A 24,861-nucleotide genomic window follows, 5' to 3' on the forward strand; every position below is an offset into this window, starting at 1 on the left:
TTAAATTTAGTTTAGTGTTGCTTCACTTAACATAGACTCAACTAATTTCAATTGTTTGTCTTTGTTAGATAATTCTTCACGCACTACTTTTTCTGCAATATCAACTGATAAGCTAGCAACTTGGTTTCTAAGTTCAGCCATAGCTGCCTTTTTCTCACTTTCTATTGCTGTTTGTGCTTGCTCAATCATTTTTGCCGCTTGAGTTTGTGCTTCCCCTTTTGCATCAGCAATCATCTTAGCTTTAATTTCGCGCGCCTCTTTTAACATAGCTTCACGCTCAGCACGTGCTTCATTAAGAATACGCTCATTATCAGCTTTAAGATTTTCCATTTCTTTACGAGCATTTTCAGCAGAAGCTAAAGCGCTTTTAATCCCTTCTTCTCTGTCTTCAACGGCTCCTAAAATTGGTTTCCAAGCGAATTTTCTTAAAATCAAAAGCAAAAACAAAAATGTAATTGCTGTCCAGAATACAAGTCCAAAACCTGGTGTAATTAACTCCATTTTCTTTATTTATTTATAATTTAAATTTTAGTTTAAAATACAGAGGCAACCAACCGTTACCTCTGTATTTAATAATCATAATTAAACGATTAATGCAGCAACAACACCAAATAGTGCTACCGCTTCTACGAAAGCTGCTAAAATAAGCGCTGAAGTTTGGATTTTTCCTTGGATTTCTGGTTGACGTGCCATGGCATCCATAGCTGATCCACCAATTCTTCCAATTCCCATTCCTGCTCCGATTGCTGCTAAACCAGCTCCGATTGCTGCGATTCCTGTAATAGTCATAGTTATAAAATTTAAATTAATTAATGATGTGCTTCTTCGGTCGCCATACCAATATACAAGGCAGACAACACGGTAAATATATAGGCTTGAATTGCGGTAACCACAATTTCTATTAATCCGATAAATAATGAAAATGCTACAGATACTGGCGCTACTGCAATAGTCTCAAAAATAAATATTAAAGACATTAACGCTAATATAATTATATGTCCAGCAGTAATGTTGGCAAATAAACGAATCATTAAAGAGATAGGTTTAACAAACATTCCTACAATTTCTATAGGCATTAAAAATATTTTCATTGGTATTGGAACTCCTGGCATCCAGAAAATGTGTTTCCAGTAATTTTTATTTCCGCTAACATTGACAACTATAAAAGTAAATACTGCCAACGTAAGAGTAAATGCAATATTACCACTAACGTTTGCACCATTTAAAATAGGTATTAACCCAAAAATATTATTAACCCAGATAAAGAAAAAGATTGTCAACAAAAATGGCATATACTTTTTGTACTTATGATCACCAATCATTGGTTTAGCAATATCATCTCTTACAAAAACAATAAGTGGCTCTATGAAACCTGCGATTCCTGTTGGTACATTATCTTCAGTTTTTTTGTAGCGTCTAGCTGATAAAATAAAAATTGATAGTAATACTAAAACAGACACCCACATCATAAAGACGTTTCTTGTTATTGAGAAATCTAAAGGCATTGATGCATTTGTTGGGTGATGCTCATCATCAAAAGCAACTTCATTAGCATCTGCATTTAATTGATATATTTTTTCGTGAAACTTCACGAATTTTTGACCATCTTTTTTAACTATATGGTGACCCGAATCATCATGATGAAATTCGCTAGACATAAACACTGTCAACCCATTATCAGTATAAAGAATAATAGGTAAAGCAATAGTTACTGGTTTTTCATTCCAATCAAAAACATGAAATTCATGAGCATCCTTAACGTGATGCATAATCATTTCTTTAGCATTGAACCCTTCCTTTTCTTGGTCTTTATTATCTTCTGAAGCAAACCCAACTGTTGTGATTACTGTAGAAAAAACTAAAAATAATACGGTTCTTAAAGTGTTTAATGTCATTATGAATTGCTTAAAAATTCCTTGCTCTAAATTCCGTGCAAATGTACGTACATTATATTAATTGTCAAACACTTTTTTAATGATTATTAAAAGCCTTATTTTTTAAGGGTATAGATGTGTTTTATTAAGCGTTTTTCTGAAGAAAAAGAGTAAGGGAATAGACTTCAAAAAACAAGTACAAGAAGTAAGGAATAAAAAAATTAAACACGTCTGCTTGTTTTTTTTCTAAATCAGACATTAATAATGGTAGTAAAAACAAAATAGCTAATGCCATTTTTAAAAAAGTGCTTACCATAAACGTATTGAAAATATCTTTTTTTCCATTAGAGTATTTGTAATTAATAACAGTGTATAATAGTGTAGTAATCACAAAATGAAATGTATAAATTTGCCATAAAGGAAAGAAAAAAGCACTAGAATCAGCGAAATAAGACACTAAATACGCGTGTATTGCGAATACAACTAAAGTGAAAATTATATTCTGAACTAAAAATGATAGTTGTCTTGATTTAAATGCTTGATTCATATTATTTATCGTCTTTTGAAGCTGCAATAATCTGCCTAATAACAAATAGCATAGACACTATTACAGAGGTCAAAGATAATACTAAAGTAAATAGATTATGGTTGTTTGGAAACTTTTCGTCTAGTTTTACACCTGCAAAAGCACCAATACCAATAATTATAATCATTTGTATAGCTATGCCTGAATATTTTGCGTAAGAATTAAGCTGATTGCTCTTCTTTTTGTGGTCTTTGTCCTCCGCCATTATTAAGCTCTTTTATAGACCCTTTCATTACACATGTGGCATTAAATGTTGCGCCAGGCTCAACTGCTAATTTTCCAACTTCAACTTCGCCTTCAACATAAGCTGACGATTTTAAAGTTAATGTATCTGAAAGGCTTAATTTTCCAGAAAATTTACCTTCAATATCGGCATTAGCACTTGTTAATGTACCTTTTATATAGCCTGTTTTTCCTAAAACAACTTTACCTGGTGTTTTTACGTTGCCTTGTACAGTTCCTTCTATTCTAAAGTCGCCATCACTAACAATATCACCTGTAATATTTGTGCCATGCGCTATTGTGTTTTGTTGAGTTAAAGTTTCTGTTGCCATTTTTCCTTTTTTAGTACCTGAAAACATAGGGATTATTAAGTTTATTGAGATTCTAGATACTCACTTAGGTTTTTATGCCTTTGTAGTATCTCATAATTTGGAGATGAAATTGCAAAATAAGGTCTGACTATTTTAGACTTGCGTTCTTTAAGCAACTCTCCAAACCCTTTTGCTCCTTCTATACTTTTTAGACCATGAACAACAACAAAAGTAGTAGTGTTGTTGTAAACATCTACAGAAGATGAAAGGTCAAAATATTTTATCTGTTCTATTTCTTCGTTTAGCTTTTTTATAAATTCATTAATATCTTCACCTGATGTCTTATCAAATTGATAAATTACATTGAAGTTTTTGCCTTGATTATTATCAACAAACGCTTTGTTTTCAAGTATTGGTATAACCACTTGCATTATTTCTTGAGCTTGTTTTCCTTCTGGCGAATTTGGGTATGATAATGAAATGAAACTTACGCCTTCTTTATAGGCTTCAAAGCCATATAAGCGTCCTTTTGCAGATGCTTTTAATATTTCAAATTTTGGAACTATAGGATCGCCTTCAAAATCAGAAATATATTTTTCAGATTGAGTTATTACATCTTGAAACTTTTGTCCTTCATATTGCTCGTAAAGTTTTTCATAAAGGCTTTCTGGGCTTTTTTCATCTTTTGCTAAGCCTGAAGAAGGGTTTTTAAGCAGTTCTGCATAACGAGAGTCTGGGTAATTAGATATTATGTCGTTTTTAGCTATTTCAGCTTCGTCGCTTAAATTAAGCTCTTCGTATATTTTATATAAATTATATTTTGCAGGAAGGATTAAACGCTCTTCAGGATTGTTTTTTAACAATTGCTGAAGTTTGTTTTTAGCAAGGTTAAGTTCTTTAAACTTTTCTTTATAAATAACACCTAATTGATAATAGGCAAAGTTTCTATCTTTTGATAAACTATCGATTACTTTTTGATCGGTCGGAATTTTTGCAATATAAAACTCTGGATTAAAAAGTTCTTCTTCTGTAGCATCAGTAAATAATGTGTTTATCACTTCATCGTTTCTAGAAATTGTTCTAGTGTCAGAACGTCTCCAATTATCTTTTAATGAGCGCTCTCCCCAAATTTTTAAAAACTCATTTTTACCAAACGCAACAGTAGTTGGGTTATAAAAGTAAAATTGTTGCTTTCCTTGATTTGATGATGCTTCAGCTCTGTTTATTCCTTTATTAACTTCATCAATTGTCTTTAACCCTGTGTTTTGGAGTTTTCTTGCTTCTTCTTTGTCTTTAATTTCTTGAGCTTTTGCTTTTAACTCATCTGTATACGTTGTAAAATATGCTAATTTATCTGCTGCAGAAAGGTTTACTAAATTGAGAATACTATCATTAACCTGAGCTATTGTTTCGTAGTAAATTACATCTTCTAAGTTGTCTCTTTTTCGTTTAATTGTACGATATGGTTTTGAATTTAGCACCATATTATTCATTGTGCTATCATAATAGGCTCCTGCAATTTTATATTCAGAATTATCAAAACTCATATCACCAAGTATAGAGTAATCAAAAGCCTTTAATTGCTTATCACTTGTTGGCGATCTGAGTGATTTATTATAATACGCAATTGCCAACGAGTCCGATTTGTTGGTTCTATGATATTCTGCTATTTGATAATAAATTTTACCTAAAAATGGTCTGTTTTCTCTGTCTTCTTCTAAATCGGTTAAATACTCCAAAAACTCAAGTTTATTACCATTTTCGTAATCGAAGTTATTTGCTTTTGCTAAATGCGCATTAATATAATATGCTCTAGGTATTTTGCGATGTAGTTCTATAACCTTATCAAATGCTAAATTAGCACTGTCTTTATAACCAAACTCATTATATAATTGACCTCTTATGTAATTGTAACGTGCTTTTTCGTTGTTTTTTTTCGTGTAGCTAGCTGCTATTTCCAATTGGGTTAAAGCACTATCTTTAGATTTTGTGTTTATGTAGGCTTGAGCTAGACTAGATGTAGCGTCTGCTAAATCTTGATCGTCCAATACTTCTTGCTCTAATAAACGCTTTAGATTTTTTATAGCTAAATCGGTATTTTCCATACGAATATTAGCTTTTTCTCTCCAAACTTTTGCTTCATTTATTTTGTCGCTAGCAGGATATTTATAAAGTATATAATTAAATGCCTCTAATGAAGGAACAAACCTTTGGTCAAAATAACGTGCTTTGCCTAGAAGCAAATACGCCTCATCTATTTGAGGATTTTTTTCTTTCCCCTGAATATTCATTCCGTGTGTTTGAACTGCTTTAACAGCTTTCTCTTCTGCACGTTCAAAATCTGCGTTTTTAGATTGTCCTGGCAATAAAATTTCATCCGACAACTGCATGCGCTCTACTGGAAGTAACTCCCAATAGTTATCTGTAAAAGCATCATCAACAGTTGCTCTCCCATTTTCTAAAGCAATATTACCATTATAAAGAATGTTATATTTTGTACCTAGAGCATGAAAGTTACGATTGATAAACTTATCCTTCTTTCGCGAACAGCTTGTTACCATTAACGCAGTGCAAAATATTATAAGTATGGCTTTTAAAGATGTATTCAACGTGGTTGTTATTTGGTTAATAGATAACTAAAAACGTCTACAAATATTATGTAGTGCTGTAAAAATAAGCATCTTTTTGAATTATTGAGAAAAAATGAATGACTTTTAGCCGAGTTACTCTCCAGAGAAATGTGCTTCTAATTCTTTTAATGTAGCTTCACTTGTAGCTAAATCTTTTACTATTTTCCCTTTTTCGAGTACCACTATACGCTCACAAACGTCTGTAACATGCATTAAATCATGGCTAGATATAAGGACAGTTACGCCTTTTGTTTCGGCTAAATCTTTAATAATTTTTTTAAGTCTAATTTGTGTTGTTGGATCGAGATTAGCAAAAGGTTCGTCTAGAATAATAACTTCTGGATTGCCTAATAATGCAGATACTATTCCCACTTTTTTCTGGTTTCCTTTACTTAAGTCACGAAGGTATTTTTTCTGATTTAATATTTCGCCATGAAAAAAGTCTTCAAATTGTGAAACTAATGCATCAACATCTGCTTTATTTTGCCCTCTTAATTCACCAATAAAATAAAAATATTCTTCTGGTGTTAAATAGCCTATAAGGAAACTCTCATCAATAAATGAAGATGTAAATGGTTTCCAGTCTTCACTTTGGTGAACTAATATATTATTGTTTTTAATGTGTCCTGATGTAGGCTGAATTAAATCTAACAGCAAACTAAAAAAAGTGGTTTTACCTGCTCCATTATTACCAACTAAACCAAAACTTTGTCCTTTTGGTATATCTAAATTATCGATATGTAAAACAATGTTGTCGTTATATTTTTTTGAAAGGTTTGAAGTCGTTATCATGTGTTATGTGTATTAATTATCTTGACTAAAAGCGTTAATCATTTTATATTTTGAATCTAAATATTTTTCTGTGATGAATTTCATTAGTTTTTGGTGAAAAACCATTCCTAATAATCCTAAAATAGTAAGTGCAGCAATACCACTTTCAAAATTGATAGTGTAATAAAACAATGCAAAAATTCCCATTGGCAAAAACATTAAAGGAAACCCAATAAGCCATTGCATTGCACCTGTGCCTTGGTAGTTAAATGCAGCTCTTTGGTTTAAATCTATTTTTTTTCGATTGAAAGATCCTCCAAACAAAATAACATGTGTATTAACACCAATATTATAAATAGCTGCAGCAAAATGCGCAAGTAAAATATCCCAACCAAAATACACGTAAGGTATACTCAATACAAAAAGGATTATAACACTTAGTGACATTAAAGTAAATTTAGATTTCAGATAATCTTGATAAGTGATGTTTTGACTCATTAGCATTTTGTAATAACCACTATCCCAAGCAGGAACAAACTGCCCAAAATTGATAAGAAAAATACCTGTTACAAAAATCCCTACAAAGGCAAAAAACCAAGGCATATTTTGGTAGACTGGATTTGGATAAAAGAACAACCCATAAAGCAATCCAACAACTATTAAAAATACACTCGATCTGGGTCTTTTATTTCTCCAGATTAGTTTTAAATCGAGTTGCATAAAAGGTGCTACTTTGCCAAAACGTCTTGTCCAAGCCATATCTGCAACCTTCACTTCCTGAGTTTTAGATTTTAATGAACTATCTAAAAACAGTTTTGCTCGTAATATTCTATAATTATAAAGATATAATCCAACCAATAGAAGAATAGGTATACAAAGCAATAAAGGGTTTTCAGCAATACTTAAAACTGCTTTTGACACAATTTCTGAAAAAGAAACAATATTAAAGTAATTAAGAGCAAACAAAACTGATGTTGTCGCTATTAATGGTAAAAACGATAAGTCGCTTTCTGCTGTAAGACTTTCAATAATAAAATTTAAGAAGTTGATAATAAGTGTTATCAATAACATAACAAACATCCAAACGATTGTTGTTGATACGTTATAACCTTCTGAAATTAATACTAGCCCAAACGGAATTACTGCAAAAAGAGGTAAAAAGTTAAGGAACGAAAGTGCAGATTTGCCTAAAACAAAATTAACCACACTACTTCTTTTAATTGGAAGTGTTAACAAGGGTTTTACACTCATTACTGGCAGTTTCTGAAAGAAAAAACGCATGAGTAAATCAGCAATAATCCAATAGAATATAAAACCATTAACAATCACAAACGGATCATTATCTGGATACATTTTTTTAAGAATTGGATAAAGTGCAAGTCCGCCTAATAAAAACATTGCAATGAAATAAAGTGCAAAAAACACCAATAGTATATTTAATCCAAGACTCTTTTGCCAATAAGACGATCGGAAGTATTGTTTCCACTCTAATCTTAAAAAATGTTTAATCATAATTTTGGTTGGGTTTATAGCATTAGTAATAATATTCTCTTTTTTGTTACAATCAAATCTTAAATGGCATTATACTTTCTTATTTTTGCAAAAAAAAAAGTAATGTCACATTTTTATAAACTTACAATAAAAGATATTCATAGAGAAACAGACAAAGCTGTAGTTTTAAGTTTTGATGTACCTCAAGACAAAAAAGCCGAATTTAAGTTTAAAGCTGGTCAGTATATCACTTTAAAAACAACCATCGAAGAAAATGAAGTGCGCAGAGATTATTCTATTTGCTCGTCTCCTAAAAGTGGTGATTTAAAAGTAGCTGTTAAAGAAGTTGAAAACGGAACCTTTTCGTCTTATGTAAATAATACCCTTAAAGTTGGCGATAGTTTAGAGGTTGCTATACCAAAAGGTCGTTTTGTTTTTGAGCCTAACGATAATAAAACAAAAAACATTGCTGCCTTTGCTGCAGGTAGTGGAATTACTCCTGTTTTAAGCATTATAAAATGTGCTTTAGAAGAAGAAGTTTATAGTAAAGTAATACTTGTTTATGGCAACAAAACAACTAGTGATACTATGTTTTTAAACGAGTTACTAGAACTTCAACATGCATATAAAGATCGTTTTTCAATTCAATTTGTATTTAGCCAGGCAGATGAAGATGAAGCTATTTTTGGACGAATAGAAAAAAGCACTGTTAACTATGTAATGAAAAACAAGCACAAGAATATCGATGTTGACGCTTATTACCTATGTGGACCAGAAGCAATGATTTATGCTGTAAAAGATGTGTTAACAGACAGTAATATTGATAAAGAAAGAATTCATTTTGAACTGTTTAAAGCAGCAAAAACAACAGATGTAGAACAAACTTCGGTATCTGATGGTAAAACTAAGATTACTATTATTTTAGATGAAGAAACATCTACTTTCGAAATGTCTCAAAAACAATCTATACTTGAAGCTGCTTTAGATGAAGACCTTGACGCACCTTATTCTTGCCAAGGCGGAATTTGTAGTAGCTGTTTGGCTAGACTAACTGAAGGAGAAGTTAAAATGCGTCAAAACAATATTTTAACTGATAGTGAACTTGCAGAAGGTTTAATTTTAACTTGTCAGGCTCATCCAACAACCTCAACAATTAAAGTAGATTACGATGATATTTAATGTTGCTTGTCGAATAAATTTGTTTTTTATCGCATTTAAGCAGCCTTTTGTCGAAAATGCATAACATTTTCCTACAAAAACATTGCGCATCGTTTTAAACAAAATATTTTAGAGCAGATTTAATCGTAATTTAGGGATTATCTATTGCAAAGCGATAAATCGGCCCTACTCTTCGGAGTAGGGTTTTTTATATTAAGCTATTAATTTTATTGATAACTAACTCTGGCGAAATAGACTTCATGGCATTTTTGTAACTCTCTGGGAATTTGTTGCCATATATAGAGGTTGGAATTTCTGGATATATATTTCTATTTGCTAAAAGCGCGTTTTCGGGATTCTGATTAAAGGGATAGAAACCTGCAAAAGGATGTGTAACACCCCAAAGTGTCACAACATTAATTCCTAACATTGCTGCTATGTGAGCATTCCCAGAATCCATAGACAACATTACATCAAGATTAGAAATAACATCTAGTTCTTCATCTAAACTTAACATTCCAGCTACATTTACAACATTATTAAATTTAGATTCGAAATCATTTAAAATTTTGATTTCATGTTCTCCTCCTCCAAATAGTAACACTTTGTTGTTTTTAGACAACTCCTTTATTACTTCTTCCATAAGATGTAAAGGATACATTTTAGACTCATACGTTGCAAAAGGAGCTATTCCAATCCATTTTTTTGAATCGTTTCCTACAATAGCAAGTGTTTTTGATGCCAACTCTTTTCGTTTTGGAAAACTAGGTTTTGATAAGTTTATAGGGAAACCTAATTGCTTAAAAACTTCAACATATCGTTGATGAGTTGTTATAAGTTGTACAAAATTTTTACCATTAATGAGGGCTTTTTTATCTTCCCTTCCTTTGTCTATTTGTACAACATTAATTCCAAAGAAAAAGAATTTTAAAATATTTGTTCGCAATACATTATGCAAATCGGCTACTGCATCAATATTAAGTTTTGCTAATGCTCTTGATAATTTTAAAAGTCCAAAAATGCCTTTGTGTTTTCCTTTTAAATCTGGAGAAAACACAGTAACATTTGGTAAATCTCTAAAAAATGGATTAAAAAAACCTCTTGTTAAAACTGTAATTTTTACGTTAGGATATTGCTGTGTAAAGGCTCTTAAAACAGGAATAGTCATTGCCACGTCTCCCATTGCCGAAAGACGAATAACTAATATATGTTTTATTGTTTTAGGCATCTCAACTTCGCTTGAAGAGTTTCTGAAGTAGCTTCAGAATTATAAGATTATTTTTGACTTCTTAAAACTGGGTTAAGTTCATCGTCATTATACATCTTCATTTGCTTGTATACCTTCATATACTTGTCTCCTTTTTTAATATCATTTAGCAAAGTATCTATCGCAGTCGATAAATCAACTCGCTGCTCTAATAAAATGTCTAATTTTTTCTGGCAAGCATTTCTGTGTGATTCAGAAGCATCTTTACGCGTTGCTTCTTCATTCATATGATATATTTTAAGAGCTAAAATTGACAATCTATCAATTCCCCATGCTGGACTTTCGGTATTAATAGTTGCATTTTCTTTTGGAGTTACATGTTTATATTCTTCAAGAAAATAACTATCAATATACTCAACCATATCTGTTCTATCTTGATTAGATGCGTCTATTTGGCGTTTAAGTTTTAAAGCAGCAACAGGGTCTATTTGAGGGTCGCGAATAATATCTTCATAATGCCATTGCACTGTATCTATCCAGCATTTACGATACAATAAGTGCTCTAACAAATTGGTGCTCTTGTCGTAAATGTTTGTGAACGGCTGGTCTACAGTGTTTTTTATATGATACGTTTTAATAACGTCTTGAAAAATACTATTGGCTTTACTCGTAAACATGATATTAATTTTAGAGCACAAATATAAGCCTAAATTAATTAACTTTACCACTCAAAACCTCAACAATTGCCTTATGCAAATTCATAATCTAACTGAAAAAAATTCAATACTAAATACTTTTATTTCTGAATTAAGAGATGTTAATGTTCAAAAAGACAGAATGCGTTTTAGACGAAATATTGAGCGTGTTGGTGAGGTTTTAGGTTATGAGTTAAGCAAAGTTTTAAATTATACACCATCTGATGTAAAAACTCCATTAGGAAAAAGTCGTGTCAATTTACCTCAAAATGATATTGTTATCTGTTCTATTTTAAGAGCTGGTGTGCCTTTGCATAATGGGCTTTTAAATTATTTTGACAACTCTGAAAATGCTTTTATTTCAGCATATAGACATCATAAGGATAATCCTGAAGATTTTGAAATTATTGTTGAGTATTTAGCGTGTCCAAATCTTGATGGAAAAACGTTAATCTTAGCCGATCCAATGTTAGCAACAGGTCAATCTTTAGTTTCTACCTACAAAGCTTTAAAGCCTTATGGAACACCAAAAGAAGTACATTTAGTAAGTGTAATTGGCGCCAAACCAGGCGTTGATTATGTTAAAAAACATTTTAATGAAAACACACATCTTTGGATAGCAACAATAGACGATGAGTTAAATGACAAAGGTTATATTGTGCCTGGACTTGGAGATGCTGGAGATTTAGCGTTTGGGAATAAGTTACAACACTAGTGCTATAATTGGAGTTATTACCAAAACCCAAACAATAACTTCTTTAAACCAAGTTTCTTCAATAACTTCTAAATAATTGGTCATTATAATAGCTAATGGTGCAAAAAGAAATAAAAACTCACTACCAGTTTTGTTTGGAGAAACAGCTATAATTAATAGCCCAATTAATGACGATATAATAACCAGCACAAAAGAAGGTCTGTAAGTTTTAGCCTTATTTTTTATATGCTTTATAAAAAAGAATGATGCCCAAGTTCCGTAAGAAATTAAAATTGTAGTTGCTATTATTATTCGTTTAGAATTTAGCCCTGTAAAATCGAAACTATACGCCCAGAAATCGTTTAAATATGCAACAAAATCTATATTAAATATCATCATTAAAGACATTGTAATTACAGCTACAGCAATTACACCTGTAAATGGAACTATCCAGTTTTTAACACCTGTTATTGAATATAAAATCATTGCGGCAAAAATGAGAATAAAAAATAATGATGCCCAGAAATAAAGAAGAGCAGCAAGGCTTATCCAAAACGCAGAATCAAAAAGCTTCTTTTTTATTTCTTTTTGTGATCTTAAACTAATAATTCTTCTGAATGCTAATAAAATAAAAAGGTTGGCTAATAGTATTTTTGTGTTACATAGTGTTTCTGGTAAAACAGTAATAAACAGTCCAAACATCAATATTTTATAGCTATTTTTTTTAGTGAGGTTATTTCTGCTTACTAAAAAATCTAATAAAAATAAAGATGCTAAAACAAATGAAAAGTACAGTGTTTGTTCAAAAAATAATTGAAAAGTAAGAGGCTCACTTAATGTATTTGTTTTAGTAATAATAAAAACAAAAAGCAATAACACACATATAGTTGCAATGTGAATAGGTTTTGCTTTACTAAAAAAACTTGAAATCATATATTCAATTTAAACGAATTACCTAAAACATGAGGAAATTACTATTAATCTTTTTAATATTTAAAATAAAAAATATGTAATTTTGCAGTGTAAATATATAATTATACTATGAAAGATTTCTTTTACGCTATACAAGATTTATTTGTAAATGTTTTATTTGCTCCATTTGATGCACTACGTTCTTTAGAATTAACAAACTGGTGGTCTGCAAATTTTATGTCTTGGCTTTTTATTGTTATTGGAATGGTTGCATTTGTTTATTGGATGTTACAACTTAAAAAATACAATGATAATGGAGAAGAAGATAAAAGTATTTCTTCTCATTCATATTTATAAATCAAAACCAATATCCTTACGATAATTCATCTTATCGAAATGTAGTTTTTCTATATTTTGATAAGATTTTTTTATGGCTTCTTGGTAAGTATTTCCATAAGACGTTATAGCCATAACACGGCCTCCTGAAGTTATAACTTTACCATCTTTAAGTACTGCTCCTGCATGAAATGGTATTGAGTCTTTTATACTATCAATTCCTTTAATTTCTTTTCCTTTTTCATAAGCCTCAGGATATCCACCAGACACTAACATAACTGTAGTAGCAGCTCGTTGGTCAATTTCTATGTTAATCTTATCTAATGTTTGGTTTGAAATCGCTTGAAAAATTTCAACTAAATCATTTTTAAGCCTAGGTAAAACAACTTCCGTCTCAGGATCTCCCATTCGTACGTTGTACTCAATAACTTTAGGGTCATTGCCAACTTTAATTAAGCCTATAAACACAAAACCTTTGTACGGTAAATTATCTTTTTGAAGACCAATAATTGTTGGTTTTACAATACGCTCTTCAATTTTAGTTAAAAACTCATCTGTTGCAAAAGGGACTGGAGATACTGCTCCCATTCCTCCTGTGTTTAATCCTGTATCACCTTCGCCTATTCGCTTGTAGTCTTTTGCTGTAGGCAGAATTTTGTAATTTTTACCATCAGTTAACACAAAACAACTTAACTCTATACCGTCAAGAAATTCTTCAATAACTACTTTAGTGCTAGCTTCGCCAAATTTAGCATTAATCAGCATGTTTTTTAGTTCTGATTTTGCTTCGTTTAAGTCATTCAAAATTAAAACGCCTTTACCAGCAGCTAATCCATCTGCTTTTAAAACGTATGGAGGGTTTAATGTTTCTAAAAATTTATAGCCTTCTTCAACATTATTCTTATTAAAACTTTTATATGCTGCTGTTGGAATATTATGACGATACAAAAACTCTTTAGCGAATTCTTTGCTTCCTTCTAGTTCTGCGGCAGCTTTTTGTGGCCCAATTACTGAAACATGCTTTAAATCATCATCATTCAAAAAGTAGTCATGAATACCTAACACTAAAGGGTCTTCTGGCCCAACCACAACCATATCTATTTTTTTAGATATTACTAAATCTTTTATGGCTTTAAAATCGGTAACTTTTATCTCAATATTTGTTGCAATTTGCGCAGTTCCAGAGTTTCCTGGAGCAACATAAAGTGTTTCACATAAAGGGCTTTGGGCGATTTTCCACGCGAAAGTATGTTCTCTTCCACCTGAACCAAGAATTAAAATTGTCATGTTGTGTGTTGTTTGCCGCAAAAATAAAACTAATGCCACTAATACACGAATAATTTTTATTTACTTTACATAAATTATGTTTTAGCTTGAATTTATTTGATCTTTCATTACGTTTAAATGGCTTTCCTATAAGAAAAGCTGAAATTGCCTTAGAAGAAATTCAGCAAAAAAATGATGTTGCATTTGAGGATTACATAATTTATAAAAAACAGGAGATTGTAGCTTACCACTTAAAGCATACTCCATTTTACAAATCACTTGCCAAAAGTATTAACCTTGAAGATTGGAATACTGTTCCAATTATGACAAAGCGTAATTTACAGCAACCTCTAAACGAACGTTTGTCTGAAGGGTTTAGCACTAATAATGTTTACATAAATAAAACTTCTGGCTCATCTGGTGACCCATTTATTTTTGCAAAAGATAAGTTTTGTCACGCATTGACTTGGGCAATTATTAAAGATAGATTTGGATGGTTTAATTTAGATTTTAACGCATCTAAACAAGCTCGCTTTTACGGAATTCCGCTAGACAAAAAAGGCTATTATAAAGAGAGAGTTAAAGATGCTTTAAGTAATCGTTTTCGATTTTCGGTTTTTGATTTAAGTGATGCTGCATTTGATAATCTATTGAAGAAATTTTCGTCTACTTCGTTCGATTACATTAATGGTTATACAAGTGCCATTGTACAATTTGCAAAATTTTTAGAACGAAAAAACATAGTTTTAAACTTAATTTGCCCATCATTAAAAGCTTGTGTTGTTACATCAGAAATGCTGTTTGATGATGACAAGACTCTTATGGAAACACAATTTGGAGTTCCTGTAATTAACGAGTATGGTGCATCAGAACTTGATTTAATTGCATTTCAAAATCCAAAAGGCGAATGGCAAATTAATAGCGAAACTTTGTTTGTAGAAATACTAGATAAAAATGACAATATTCTTCCTTTAGGTGAAGAAGGTCGAGTTGTTATCACTTCTCTCTATAATAAAGCACATCCTTTTATTAGATATGATATTGGAGATATTGGGACGCTGTCTAAACAAAGTACAGCTAAAAAACCTGTATTAGAAACATTAATAGGAAGAACTAACGATATTGCAATTTTACCAAGTGGGAAAAGAGCAGCTGGTTTAACTTTTTACTACATCACCAAAAGTATTATTGAAGATGATGGCAATGTAAAAGAGTTTGTAATTGAACAGCATAAAAAAGACACATTCAAAATTATTTATGTGAGCTCTGAAGAATTATCAGAAGAAAATAAACTTATTATTTCAAATGAAATGGAGCGTTACCTAGAAAAAGGGCTTCAAATTATTTTTGAACGCCAAAACCAGCTACAACGCTCAAAAAGTGGTAAATTGAAACAGTTTTCATCATTAATAAATGTAAAGCTTTAAATGAAGAAGGATATACTTATTATAACAAGTTATTTTCCTCCTGAAATTGGAGCGGCATCAAATCGTATTTATCATTTAGCTGAGGGGTTAGAAAAAAGAGGGTTTAAAGTTCAAGTGATTACACCCTTACCTAACTACCCAACAGGTAAGATTTTTGATGCTTATAAAGGAAAGTTTAAGGATTCAACATTAAAAGATAATATTACTATTCATCGTTTATGGATTTTTGCTAGCAACTCTAAAAACAAGCTTTTAAGGTTATTTGCTATGATGTCTTACGGTTTTAGTCTGTTTTGGTTTTTCCTTTGGAATAGAATTCCAAAAACTGTCATTGTGCAATCTCCTCCTTTGTTAGTTGCCTTTATTTCAATGCTTTTTTTGCGCTCAAAAAAAAGAAAACTCATTTTAAATGTTAGTGACTTGTGGCCAATTGCTGGTTTAGAATTAGGTGCTCTTAAAAAGAATTATAGCTACAAACTATTAGAAAAAATTGAACGTTTTAATTATAAAAAAGCAAATTTAGTTTTGGGACAAAGTGATGAAATTCTCACTCATATAACCAAATTGTTTCCTGAAAAAGAAACCTTTTTGTATCGAAATTATCCAAATTTTGAAGCACCACAGCTTAAACCTATACAAAGTTCATCAAATAAAATAAAATTAGTTTATGCTGGTTTGTTGGGAGTTGCGCAAGGCATTTATAAGTTGTGCCAAGAGCTAGATTATAGTAATGTTGAATTTCATATTTATGGCTCAGGAGCAGAGCAAAAGCAAACAGAGTCCTTTATTATAGATAATCCAAACTTGCCAATAGTATATCATGGCGAACTATCAAGAGAAGAACTTCATAAAGCGTTATTAAAATACGATTTAGCTATAATTCCGTTGTTAAATAGAATTTATGGATCTGTTCCATCAAAAATATTTGAATATGCAAAATTAGGGCTTCCAATGCTTTATTTTGGTGGTGGAGAAGGTGAAACTATTATTAATAAAAATAGATTGGGTTGGGTTGCAGAAGCAGGAAATTATAAAGAATTAAACTCTGTTTTTTCTAAAATAAAAAAAGATGAATTAAATCTAGACTTGATGAATAGAATAAAAAGCATTGCTGTAAATAATTTTGATTTTGATAATCAATTAGATGGACTAGAAAAAAAACTTTAATAGGCTTTTTCCTCTCCTCTTACTGCATTCAAAAAAGTCTTAGTTATAATTTTTAAATCTAATAGCAGTGACCAGTTTTCGATATAAAAAATATCATACTTAACTCGTCCAATAATGTCTTTATCTGTTTCTATTTCTCCTCTAAAACCACTTATTTGTGCTAAACCTGTTATTCCTGGTTTAACAAAATGTCTTACCATAAATTTATCGATTTTTTTTGCATACATATTTGTATGACTTACCATATGTGGTCTTGGTCCAACTACAGACATATCCCCAAAAAGAACATTAAAAAACTGAGGTAACTCATCAATACTTGTTTTTCTAATAAATTTCCCAATTCTAGTAACCCTTTGATCGTCTCTAGTAGCTTGATGAATGTTCGCATCTTTATTTGGCGTCATAGACCTAAACTTATAACAATCAAACTCTTTGTAGTTAAACCCATTTCTAGATTGTTTAAAAAAAACTGGACCTTTAGATTCTAACTTAATAAGTATTGCAATTAAAGGGGTTAGCCAAGACAAAATAAAAATGACAACTAAACTAGAAAACATAATATCAAAGCTTCTCTTAACAACCATATTTATAGAGTCTTCTAGCGGTATGTTTCTTAAAGACAAAATAGGTATATAATCATAATACTCATATTTAAGTTTTTTTGAATAAATGTCTTTATTGTCTGGTAAGAATTTTAAAATTTTTAAGTTGTTATCTGCAAAATCAACAATTTCGCTTATCTGATTATTAGTTAATTCTGTAATTGAGCAGTATATTTCATCAATAGAATTATTCAAAATAAACTCAAAACACTCATCGAGATCAATTTCATTTTTATCTTTAAAATTAAAAGTCTTTTTATGTATGTATCCATACTCTGGGTTTTTGTTAAAAAAATGTTCTAAAGCCAGCGTTTTTTTGTTTGCACCAAATACTACAGTTGTTCTATAATTACCTCCGAAAGACGTTCTATATTTTTGAAGCAGATAATATAGTGCAAACTTAAATATAGTAATCCCTAAAAACACTAAAAAAACATACTTAAAAATTGTTGCTGGATAAATGTTTAAAGTATAATGGTATCCAGAAAAAGCAAACATAATTAAGATAAACAAAACAAGTTGCCTGAAAATTAATGAGAAAATAGTAACCTCTCTTGTATATCTGTAAACTTCATAAAATTTTGATGCTATTGATAATATAATCCAAGCGATAGATATAATAGGGATAAAAATAAGAGGGTCGATATTTTTTATAAAGTAGAAAATAGCCAAACCATTAATAATACTTAAATCGATTAAGTATGAAATTGGTCTTAAATACCCTGAATATCTTCCTTGTTTAAATAAACTCACCTTAAATTTTTATGTGTTTAGTAAAGTCTTTATGCTCGCTTTTATATAGTTCTTCTTTAGATAGCCCCTTAAAATAGTTAAAAGTAATCTTCATTCCTTCAGCCCTGTGTGTTTTAGGTTCCCAGTCTAATAACTTTTTTGCCAAACTAATATCTGGTTGACGTTGCATGGGGTCATCAACAGGCAAGTCTTTATATACTAGTTTTTGATTTGTCCCTGTTAGTTTAATAATCTCTTCTGCAAAATCTTTTATTGTTATTTCGTGAGGATTTCCAATATTAACAGGGTATGAATAATCACTAAATAGTAATCTGAAAATACCTTCTACTTGATCGTCAACATAACAAAACGAACGTGTTTGTAATCCATCACCAAAAACGGTTAAATCTTCACCTCGTAAAGCTTGCCCCATAAATGCTGGTATAACACGACCATCATTAAGCCGCATTCGTGGGCCATAGGTATTAAATATTCTAACTATACGTGTTTCTAATCCGTGAAACCTATGATAAGCCATAGTGATTGATTCTTGAAAACGCTTAGCTTCATCATAAACCCCTCTTGGGCCTATTGTATTTACATTGCCATAGTAGTCTTCTGTTTGTGGGTGTACTAAAGGATCGCCATATACTTCAGATGTAGATGCTATTAAAATACGTGCTTGTTTAGCTTTGGCTAAACCTAATAAGTTATGCGTTCCTAAAGAACCTACTTTTAAGGTTTGGATTGGAATTTTTAAATAATCTATTGGGCTTGCTGGTGATGCAAAATGTAAAATATAATCTAACTCTCCGTCAATTTTTACAAATTCGGTAACATCATGTTCAATAAAATGAAAATTTGGATGTTCTAATAAATGAGCAATATTTTTTATATCTCCAGTTATAAAGTTATCCATACCAATAACTTTAAAACCTTCATTTATAAACCGATCACTCAAATGAGAGCCTAAAAAACCTGCGGCTCCAGTAATTAGAATTTTTTTCATTTGTTATTTTTAATATCCACTTCCTATTTTGTAATATGAAAATCCTATATTTTCTAATAAGTCTTTATTCAAAATTCCTCTTCCGTCAAATATAAAAGCTGGCTTTTGCATAGCCTTATGTATTTTGGCCCAATCGTAGTTTACAAATTCATCCCATTCTGTTAACACTGCAATTGCATGTGAATCTTTACAAGCTTCATAAGCATTGGTGTGAACTTTTAACAATGTTTTATTTTCTTCATCTGAACGAGTCTTTAAGTTTTCTAAATCGGCATAAATTCTTTCTTTTTTAACTTTAGGATCATAAACTGAAACCAATGCGCGTTCACTTAATAGGTTATCGGCCACTTTAATAGCAGCAGACTCTCTCGTATCATTTGTGTCTTTTTTAAATGCCCAACCTAAAAAAGCAATTTTTTTTCCTGATACAGTATTAAATAATGTTTGAACAATATTATCAGAAAATCGTTGTTTTTGGTGTTCATTCATAATAATTACTTGTTCCCAATAATCTGCTACTTCATCTAAACCATAACTCTTAGCAATATATACCAAATTAAGAATATCTTTTTGAAAACAAGATCCACCAAATCCAACAGAAGCTTTTAAAAATTTTGGCCCTATTCTCGAATCCATTCCTATGGCTTGTGCGACTTCATTAATATCTGCACCTGTTTTTTCACATATTTCTGACATAGCGTTAATAGAAGAAACGCGTTGAGCTAAAAAGGCATTTGCTGTTAGTTTTGAAAGTTCAGAAGACCATACATTGGTTGTTAATATTTTATTTTTTGGAACCCAATTTGAATAAATCTCTACAAGTTGGTTTACTGCTTTTTGCCCTTCTTTAGTATTATCTCCACCAATTAATACTCTATCTGGCATTAATAAATCATTAACTGCAGTTCCTTCAGCTAGAAATTCTGGGTTAGATAATATTTGAAACTGTACGCCATTACCTGTATTGTCTAATATATTTTTAATGGCTGATGCCGTTCTAACTGGTAGTGTAGATTTTTCAACAACTATTTTATTGTTTTTTGATACACTTGCTATTTGTCTAGCACATAATTCAATATACTTTAAATCAGCAGCCATACCTTTGCCTTTGCCATATGTTTTAGTAGGTGTATTTACAGAAATAAATATCATATCGGCTTTATCGATTGATTCTTCTACATTACTAGAAAAAAATAAATTTCTTCCTCTTGCTTCTTTAATAATTAAATCTAAACCAGGTTCAAAAACAGGTAAACTACTTAAATCATCATTATTCCAAGCTGCTATTCGTTCTTTATTAATATCAACTACTGTCACATTAATGTGAGGGCATTTTTGAGCTATAACAGCCATTGTAGGGCCTCCAACATATCCTGCTCCGATACAACAAATATTTTTTATTGACATATTAAATTTTTCTAAATAATATAATTTTATATTTACAAATATATCATTCCATTATTATAGTTAACATTAGCTTTTCTTAAATCTTTCTTTTAATACAAGAATAATAAATTTAGTGTTTCCAACTAAATATCTCCTCCACATTCGTTTAGGTTCTTGTATAAAACGGTAAAACCACTCAAGTCCGTTTTTTTGCATCCATAATGGTGCTCGTTTAACTTTTCCAGAAACAACGTCAAAACTACCTCCAACTCCCATTATAAAGTTTACATTACTTAATAATGCTTTATTTTGATAGAGGAAATTTTCTTTGGTAGGAGAGCTAATTGCTACAAATAGAATATTGGCACCACTTTCTGATATCTGCTTTGCAATATCCTTTTCTTCTTCTTTTTTGAAATAACCATTTCTATAGCCTGCTATTATATTGGGGGAATATTTTTCTGAATATTTTTTAACAACCTCTTGAACTATTTCTTCTTTAGCCCCAAAAAAATAGACTTTGTGGTTTTTTTTATGCGCTAATTCAACTAGGTTTTGCATTAAGTCAATACCTGCAACACGCTCTTTTAAAGGTTGTTTTAATAGCTTTGAGGCCCATACAACTGCTTGACCATCGGCATTTATTAAATCGCTTTCGTTAACGCTTTTTCTTAATTGTAAATCTGTTTGCATCGCTACAATCTTACCAGCATTTACAACTACATGGTGTAATTGTGTTTTATTTGCAATTGCTTTTTCAATAGTCTGAAGTGTTTCTTGTATCGAAAGGTTGTCTATGGTGGTGTTTAAAATATTGACTCTACTCATTCTCGCTGGTTTCTAAAAGGTAAAAACTGAATGCATAAAACATCCAAGATTGCGCCCAACGAATATATGAAATTCTTGAAGTTACTAATTTCTTTTTTTGATAATAAAAATACCCTTGGGGAGATTGCATATTGTTAATTGTCCATATCAAAACTTTATCTATGAGATCTTTATTTTCGTTAAAGTTTCCAAATTTAGAGAGAGTTACCACTAATTGGGCTGGTGCATGTATATCTATTGGAAATGTTTGATTATTATAATATTTAGATATGCCTTCTGATGTAAAAAAGGTTTTTAAATAATAATCCATCCCTTTTTTTAAATGTCTGTCGTAAGAGCTATCATTGGAAACCTGCTTGTAAATATGGATACATTCTAAATTATAACCTGTATGGAAATTATCAATCCATTGATGAAAGGGTAGTGTCCCATAACTCCATGAGCCATCTTCATTCTGCTTTTTGCACACATATGCAACCACTTTTTTTGCGATTTTCAGTAAAGTCTCATCTTTAGTATACTTATAAGTAAGACTTAATAATTTTGCCCCTAGAAGCCCTGCGTTGTATACTTGAGTATGGTCTAATGGTGAGTATGAAAATGTATAATTGCCATCATTGTCATAAGACTTATTAAGATCATTTAAAACAAATTTTGAAGCGCTAATAACTGTGTCTAAGTATAGCTTATTTTTGGTTATTTCGTAAGCTTCTAACAATGCGTCTGCAATAAATGTGGTAGCAACAACCGTGGGTGTATACTTGGGTTGGAAAAACGCTCTAGCTTGCCAATCGAAATTATAGCCCCAACATGCGCCAGAGTAACCTTCTGTTTTAAGCTCAATTATTTGAGTTGCAAGTAGATTAATTTGCTTTAAATATTCTTCCCTCTTTTCAATTTTATAAAGATTACAATACCCTATTAAAAACAAACCTAACCCTTTTGGATTATAGGCCTTTTTTACACCAAATAACCGCCTTAAGTTTATAGGGTTTCTTTTAAAAAGCTGAATCCATGCTAATCTAAAAAAACGCGATTTTCCTAAAACGGTTTTTTGTATTATCCAACTGTTTAAGCCATCGTAAGGGTCCCACCCTTTAAAATCTTCTTTTTCGCAATATGCTTTTAGTTTGTTAAAACTTTCTCTTACTTGATGATGACTCACTTTTTTCTGATAATTTAAATATTAAGCTGAAAAATATAATCCAGAATATTGATGAAGAATGTGGTAGTTCTAAAATGACATTAAAGCATGAAAAAACTACTATTCCTAATAAACTTAATGACAAAAATAAAATTTCTTTGTCCATTATTAAGGTTTTATTATGGAAAAGACTTTTTATTGGGTAAATTAAAAGAATTAGTGATGGTATCCCAATATGAATTACCATAGATAAAAAAGAGTTGTGTGGTGCAGTCAAGTATATATCCTCTCCTCTTATTAATGGGCTATACTTTGTGTCTGGGAAAAGCCCGTTTAATTTTTCAACTGTTTCTGTCGAAGCATAAGGTATTCCAAATCCCTCGCCAAATATGAAATAATTATTAGCGATTTTTATTAAAGAATCTTTCCAAAAAACAAAGCGCCATTGAGCATTAACATCAGTAAATGAAGGTAAAAAAATAAAAATTATAATTATAATAACAAACAAAGTGAGAGCTAGTCTTATTCTATGTTTTTTTTTACTTATAATAAATAAATATGTAAAATAAATTAACCCCAAGCTTAAATATACAGAGTCGTGCCCAATAGAGAATGAAACCAAAAATAACATTAAAAAAAATAGGTGTTTAATCCTTATATTACTTGTTTGTGATAAAATATAGCTTGCTGTCACAAAAAAACCCATAACAATGATTGGAGAAAAATAATTCCTATCAAAAAAAACTGTAGATGAATAAAAAGTAAAGAGATAAAATATATAAATCATCTGAACGACAATAGAAGTCATACTGAAATATATTATCCACTTAATTATATTTTTTTCAATAACCTCTATACTAAAAAGTACATTCATAATTATATAAAGGTATATACCATATCCAAAAAGCATAAATTGTCTAATCGTTAAAATGCTTTTATGGAAATTAAAATCTATTCTGAAAAAAGAAATTATAAGATATAAAATTGCAAGAAAAAATAAGACTTCAACGCTCTTTACTCTATTTTCTTTTTTTGCGTACCATATCCCAAAAATTGACAATAACAATAGTGCAAGATCATGTATATAAAAAAAAGGAGGAAACAGAGTTAATTTTGTATAAGATTTGCCAAAAATAATAAGACAAGATATATCTAGTAAAAAAATTATAGTGATAATTATACCTGTTTTATTTTTCATCGCTTTTTGTCTTTATTAACAATAACGAATAAAAGAAACTAAAAAACACAATACCTTGTTGTCCTTCTAAAACATCTTCGGTTAAAAAAAACAAAAGTACGATTAACAAAAACCAGCTGTAAAGACTATTGATTTCTATGTGTTTACAATAGGGCAGGAATATAACAGCAAAAAACAAGAATAATCCAATAACACCAAAAGCTACTAGAAATTGAAGAAATTGATTGTGAGGACCAAACCTATTAGCTGCTGCATATTCATAGCTGTTTTCTGTGTACTCATCAACTAGTTCTTGCTTTAAATCACCTGGCGCAACACCAATAATCGGATTTTCTTTAAATAAACTTAAAGCAGAACTCCATTTTACCAATCTAATAGATAGTACATTCCTTCTATCTTCATTATCAGTAATTTCTATTTTCGTTTTTTTTAATTGTTGGATCTTATCTATTTTAAAAGGATTAAAAAAATAAAAAACACTTGCTAAAGACACTACAAAAACTACTAAAAAAAATTTATAACTATTCTTTTTAATCAACATAACTAAAAAAAGCGAAATAACTAGAACCAAGCACAAAATACCAATTAATGATTTTATTAAAAATACATTTAAAATGATAAATAAAATTATAAATAGGGCGTATTTCTTTTTTGTTTCAAGAAAGTGTTTTACAATTATTGCTAAACTCATAATCAAAAACAAAGAAACGAGTGTTGGATGCCAATCTGAAAAAATTCTTGTAAGTCCAAAGGAAAGAAACTTGTAATAGTCACCTTGACCAACTCTTACAATATAACTATCTGTTTTAAGAATATCCATAAGAGCATACACGTCTGCAATGCATAAAAATAAAACAGTCGAATACATAAACACCAATAACATATTTCTCTTTATGCTTTTATCAATCAAATTGGTTATGAAAATCAAAGGAATAAATAGATACGACACGTGCATTGTTAATTGATTTATCCCCTTAGGAATATTACTAGTATATACTAAACTTACAATATATAGTAAGAAAAATAAGGGTAACAAAAACGGAAGCATTGTTGACTGTTTTGTAATACCTTTATATTGCTTTGTTAACAACCAAACCACTAAAAGCAAAACTATGACAACACCTTCAAGGTTATAAACTCCTGATGGTATCAAAAAAGCCAACCCATATAATAAATATATATATAGATTATTCAACTTTGGTTGTGACAACATAT

Annotated in this window: 25 protein-coding genes; 5 read left to right on the plus strand and 20 right to left on the minus strand. The window is 30.5% G+C overall.

What is annotated here, in order from left to right; genetic code table 11:
- Nucleotides 1–6: 6 nt before the first annotated feature.
- The 9 genes from IEW41_RS06565 to IEW41_RS06605 all read right to left on the minus strand — a co-directional run bounded on the left by IEW41_RS06565 (nt 7) and on the right by IEW41_RS06605 (nt 7,906).
- A complete protein-coding gene (locus IEW41_RS06565; RefSeq protein WP_188605497.1) occupies nt 7–501 on the minus strand; it encodes a F0F1 ATP synthase subunit B in 495 nt (164 codons plus the stop codon).
- 81 nt (nt 502–582) lie between these two features.
- A complete protein-coding gene (gene atpE / locus IEW41_RS06570) occupies nt 583–789 on the minus strand; it encodes an ATP synthase F0 subunit C (RefSeq protein WP_007647348.1) in 207 nt (68 codons plus the stop codon).
- A 20-nt stretch (nt 790–809) separates the two neighbouring features.
- A complete protein-coding gene (gene atpB, locus IEW41_RS06575; RefSeq protein WP_188605498.1) occupies nt 810–1,895 on the minus strand; it encodes a F0F1 ATP synthase subunit A in 1,086 nt (361 codons plus the stop codon).
- A gap of 124 nt (nt 1,896–2,019) precedes the next feature.
- The gene (locus IEW41_RS06580) at nt 2,020–2,421 is read right to left on the minus strand and encodes a hypothetical protein (RefSeq protein ID WP_188605499.1); all 402 of its coding nucleotides are present in this window, start codon (nt 2,419–2,421) and stop codon (nt 2,020–2,022) included.
- A gap of 1 nt (nt 2,422) precedes the next feature.
- Entirely contained in the window at nt 2,423–2,665 is a 243-nt protein-coding gene (locus tag IEW41_RS06585; RefSeq protein WP_262891374.1) for an AtpZ/AtpI family protein, read from the minus strand.
- Nucleotides 2,622–3,041 carry a bactofilin family protein gene (locus IEW41_RS06590; protein ID WP_188605501.1) on the minus strand — a complete coding sequence of 140 codons (420 nt, stop codon included), beginning with the start codon at nt 3,039–3,041 and terminating at the stop codon, nt 2,622–2,624. Before IEW41_RS06590 ends, IEW41_RS06585 begins: the two co-directional genes overlap by 44 nt.
- 14 nt (nt 3,042–3,055) lie before the next feature.
- Nucleotides 3,056–5,554, minus strand: a complete 2,499-nt coding sequence (gene porW / locus IEW41_RS06595) for a type IX secretion system periplasmic lipoprotein PorW/SprE (protein ID WP_188605502.1) — start codon at nt 5,552–5,554, stop codon at nt 3,056–3,058.
- Nucleotides 5,555–5,716: 162 nt separating this feature from the next.
- Entirely contained in the window at nt 5,717–6,415 is a 699-nt protein-coding gene (locus tag IEW41_RS06600) for an ABC transporter ATP-binding protein (protein WP_188605503.1), read from the minus strand.
- A 12-nt stretch (nt 6,416–6,427) separates the two neighbouring features.
- On the minus strand, nt 6,428–7,906 hold the full coding sequence (locus tag IEW41_RS06605; protein ID WP_188605504.1) for a DUF5687 family protein: 1,479 nt from the start codon (nt 7,904–7,906) through the stop codon (nt 6,428–6,430).
- A 102-nt stretch (nt 7,907–8,008) separates the two neighbouring features.
- On the opposite strand from IEW41_RS06605, the gene IEW41_RS06610 reads away from it, so the two are divergent.
- Nucleotides 8,009–9,064 carry a ferredoxin--NADP reductase gene (locus tag IEW41_RS06610; RefSeq protein ID WP_188605505.1) on the plus strand — a complete coding sequence of 352 codons (1,056 nt, stop codon included), beginning with the start codon at nt 8,009–8,011 and terminating at the stop codon, nt 9,062–9,064.
- A gap of 187 nt (nt 9,065–9,251) precedes the next feature.
- On the opposite strand, the gene IEW41_RS06615 is transcribed toward IEW41_RS06610, so the two are convergent.
- Entirely contained in the window at nt 9,252–10,271 is a 1,020-nt protein-coding gene (locus IEW41_RS06615; RefSeq protein WP_229660183.1) for a glycosyltransferase family 9 protein, read from the minus strand.
- A 47-nt stretch (nt 10,272–10,318) separates the two neighbouring features.
- On the minus strand, nt 10,319–10,927 hold the full coding sequence (locus IEW41_RS06620) for a DUF4254 domain-containing protein (RefSeq protein ID WP_188605506.1): 609 nt from the start codon (nt 10,925–10,927) through the stop codon (nt 10,319–10,321).
- A gap of 73 nt (nt 10,928–11,000) precedes the next feature.
- On the opposite strand from IEW41_RS06620, the gene upp reads away from it, so the two are divergent.
- Nucleotides 11,001–11,660 (plus strand): uracil phosphoribosyltransferase, encoded by a 660-nt coding sequence (upp, locus tag IEW41_RS06625; RefSeq protein WP_188605507.1) that lies wholly within the window; start codon nt 11,001–11,003, stop codon nt 11,658–11,660.
- On the opposite strand, the gene IEW41_RS06630 is transcribed toward upp, so the two are convergent.
- A complete protein-coding gene (locus IEW41_RS06630) occupies nt 11,649–12,572 on the minus strand; it encodes a DUF6427 family protein (RefSeq protein ID WP_188605508.1) in 924 nt (307 codons plus the stop codon). The genes upp and IEW41_RS06630 overlap by 12 nt on opposite strands.
- A gap of 108 nt (nt 12,573–12,680) precedes the next feature.
- Here IEW41_RS06630 and IEW41_RS06635 point away from each other — a divergent pair, with 108 nt between their 5' ends.
- Nucleotides 12,681–12,908 (plus strand): DUF6341 family protein, encoded by a 228-nt coding sequence (locus IEW41_RS06635; protein ID WP_188605509.1) that lies wholly within the window; start codon nt 12,681–12,683, stop codon nt 12,906–12,908.
- Here the strand turns inward: IEW41_RS06635 and purD are convergent.
- Nucleotides 12,903–14,174, minus strand: a complete 1,272-nt coding sequence (gene purD, locus IEW41_RS06640; RefSeq protein WP_188605510.1) for a phosphoribosylamine--glycine ligase — start codon at nt 14,172–14,174, stop codon at nt 12,903–12,905. The genes IEW41_RS06635 and purD overlap by 6 nt on opposite strands.
- An 86-nt stretch (nt 14,175–14,260) precedes the next feature.
- Between purD and IEW41_RS06645 the strand changes: the two genes are divergently transcribed.
- Nucleotides 14,261–15,580: a phenylacetate--CoA ligase family protein gene (locus IEW41_RS06645; protein WP_188605511.1), complete on the plus strand. Its 1,320-nt coding sequence runs from the start codon at nt 14,261–14,263 to the stop codon at nt 15,578–15,580.
- Nucleotides 15,581–16,747: a glycosyltransferase family 4 protein gene (locus IEW41_RS06650; protein ID WP_188605512.1), complete on the plus strand. Its 1,167-nt coding sequence runs from the start codon at nt 15,581–15,583 to the stop codon at nt 16,745–16,747.
- Here the strand turns inward: IEW41_RS06650 and IEW41_RS06655 are convergent.
- The 7 genes from IEW41_RS06655 to IEW41_RS06685 form a co-directional block, all read right to left on the minus strand.
- Entirely contained in the window at nt 16,744–18,102 is a 1,359-nt protein-coding gene (locus IEW41_RS06655; protein WP_188605513.1) for an undecaprenyl-phosphate glucose phosphotransferase, read from the minus strand. The two genes, IEW41_RS06650 and IEW41_RS06655, sit on opposite strands and share 4 nt — an antisense overlap.
- Before the next feature lies 1 nt (nt 18,103).
- Nucleotides 18,104–19,090, minus strand: a complete 987-nt coding sequence (locus IEW41_RS06660) for a UDP-glucuronic acid decarboxylase family protein (protein WP_188605514.1) — start codon at nt 19,088–19,090, stop codon at nt 18,104–18,106.
- Nucleotides 19,091–19,099: 9 nt separating this feature from the next.
- Nucleotides 19,100–20,497, minus strand: a complete 1,398-nt coding sequence (locus IEW41_RS06665; RefSeq protein ID WP_188605515.1) for a nucleotide sugar dehydrogenase — start codon at nt 20,495–20,497, stop codon at nt 19,100–19,102.
- A 66-nt stretch (nt 20,498–20,563) separates the two neighbouring features.
- Nucleotides 20,564–21,304, minus strand: a complete 741-nt coding sequence (locus tag IEW41_RS06670) for a WecB/TagA/CpsF family glycosyltransferase (RefSeq protein ID WP_188605516.1) — start codon at nt 21,302–21,304, stop codon at nt 20,564–20,566.
- Nucleotides 21,297–22,469: a glycoside hydrolase family protein gene (locus IEW41_RS06675; protein ID WP_188605517.1), complete on the minus strand. Its 1,173-nt coding sequence runs from the start codon at nt 22,467–22,469 to the stop codon at nt 21,297–21,299. The genes IEW41_RS06670 and IEW41_RS06675 overlap by 8 nt, the downstream gene beginning before the upstream one ends.
- Nucleotides 22,438–23,646 (minus strand): O-antigen ligase family protein, encoded by a 1,209-nt coding sequence (locus tag IEW41_RS06680; RefSeq protein ID WP_188605518.1) that lies wholly within the window; start codon nt 23,644–23,646, stop codon nt 22,438–22,440. Before IEW41_RS06680 ends, IEW41_RS06675 begins: the two co-directional genes overlap by 32 nt.
- The gene (locus IEW41_RS06685) at nt 23,636–24,859 is read right to left on the minus strand and encodes an O-antigen ligase family protein (protein ID WP_188605519.1); all 1,224 of its coding nucleotides are present in this window, start codon (nt 24,857–24,859) and stop codon (nt 23,636–23,638) included. The genes IEW41_RS06680 and IEW41_RS06685 overlap by 11 nt, the downstream gene beginning before the upstream one ends.
- Nucleotides 24,860–24,861 lie beyond the last annotated feature (2 nt).

It is taken from the genome of Aquaticitalea lipolytica (assembly GCF_014641635.1).
Taxonomy (GTDB): domain Bacteria; phylum Bacteroidota; class Bacteroidia; order Flavobacteriales; family Flavobacteriaceae; genus Aquaticitalea; species Aquaticitalea lipolytica.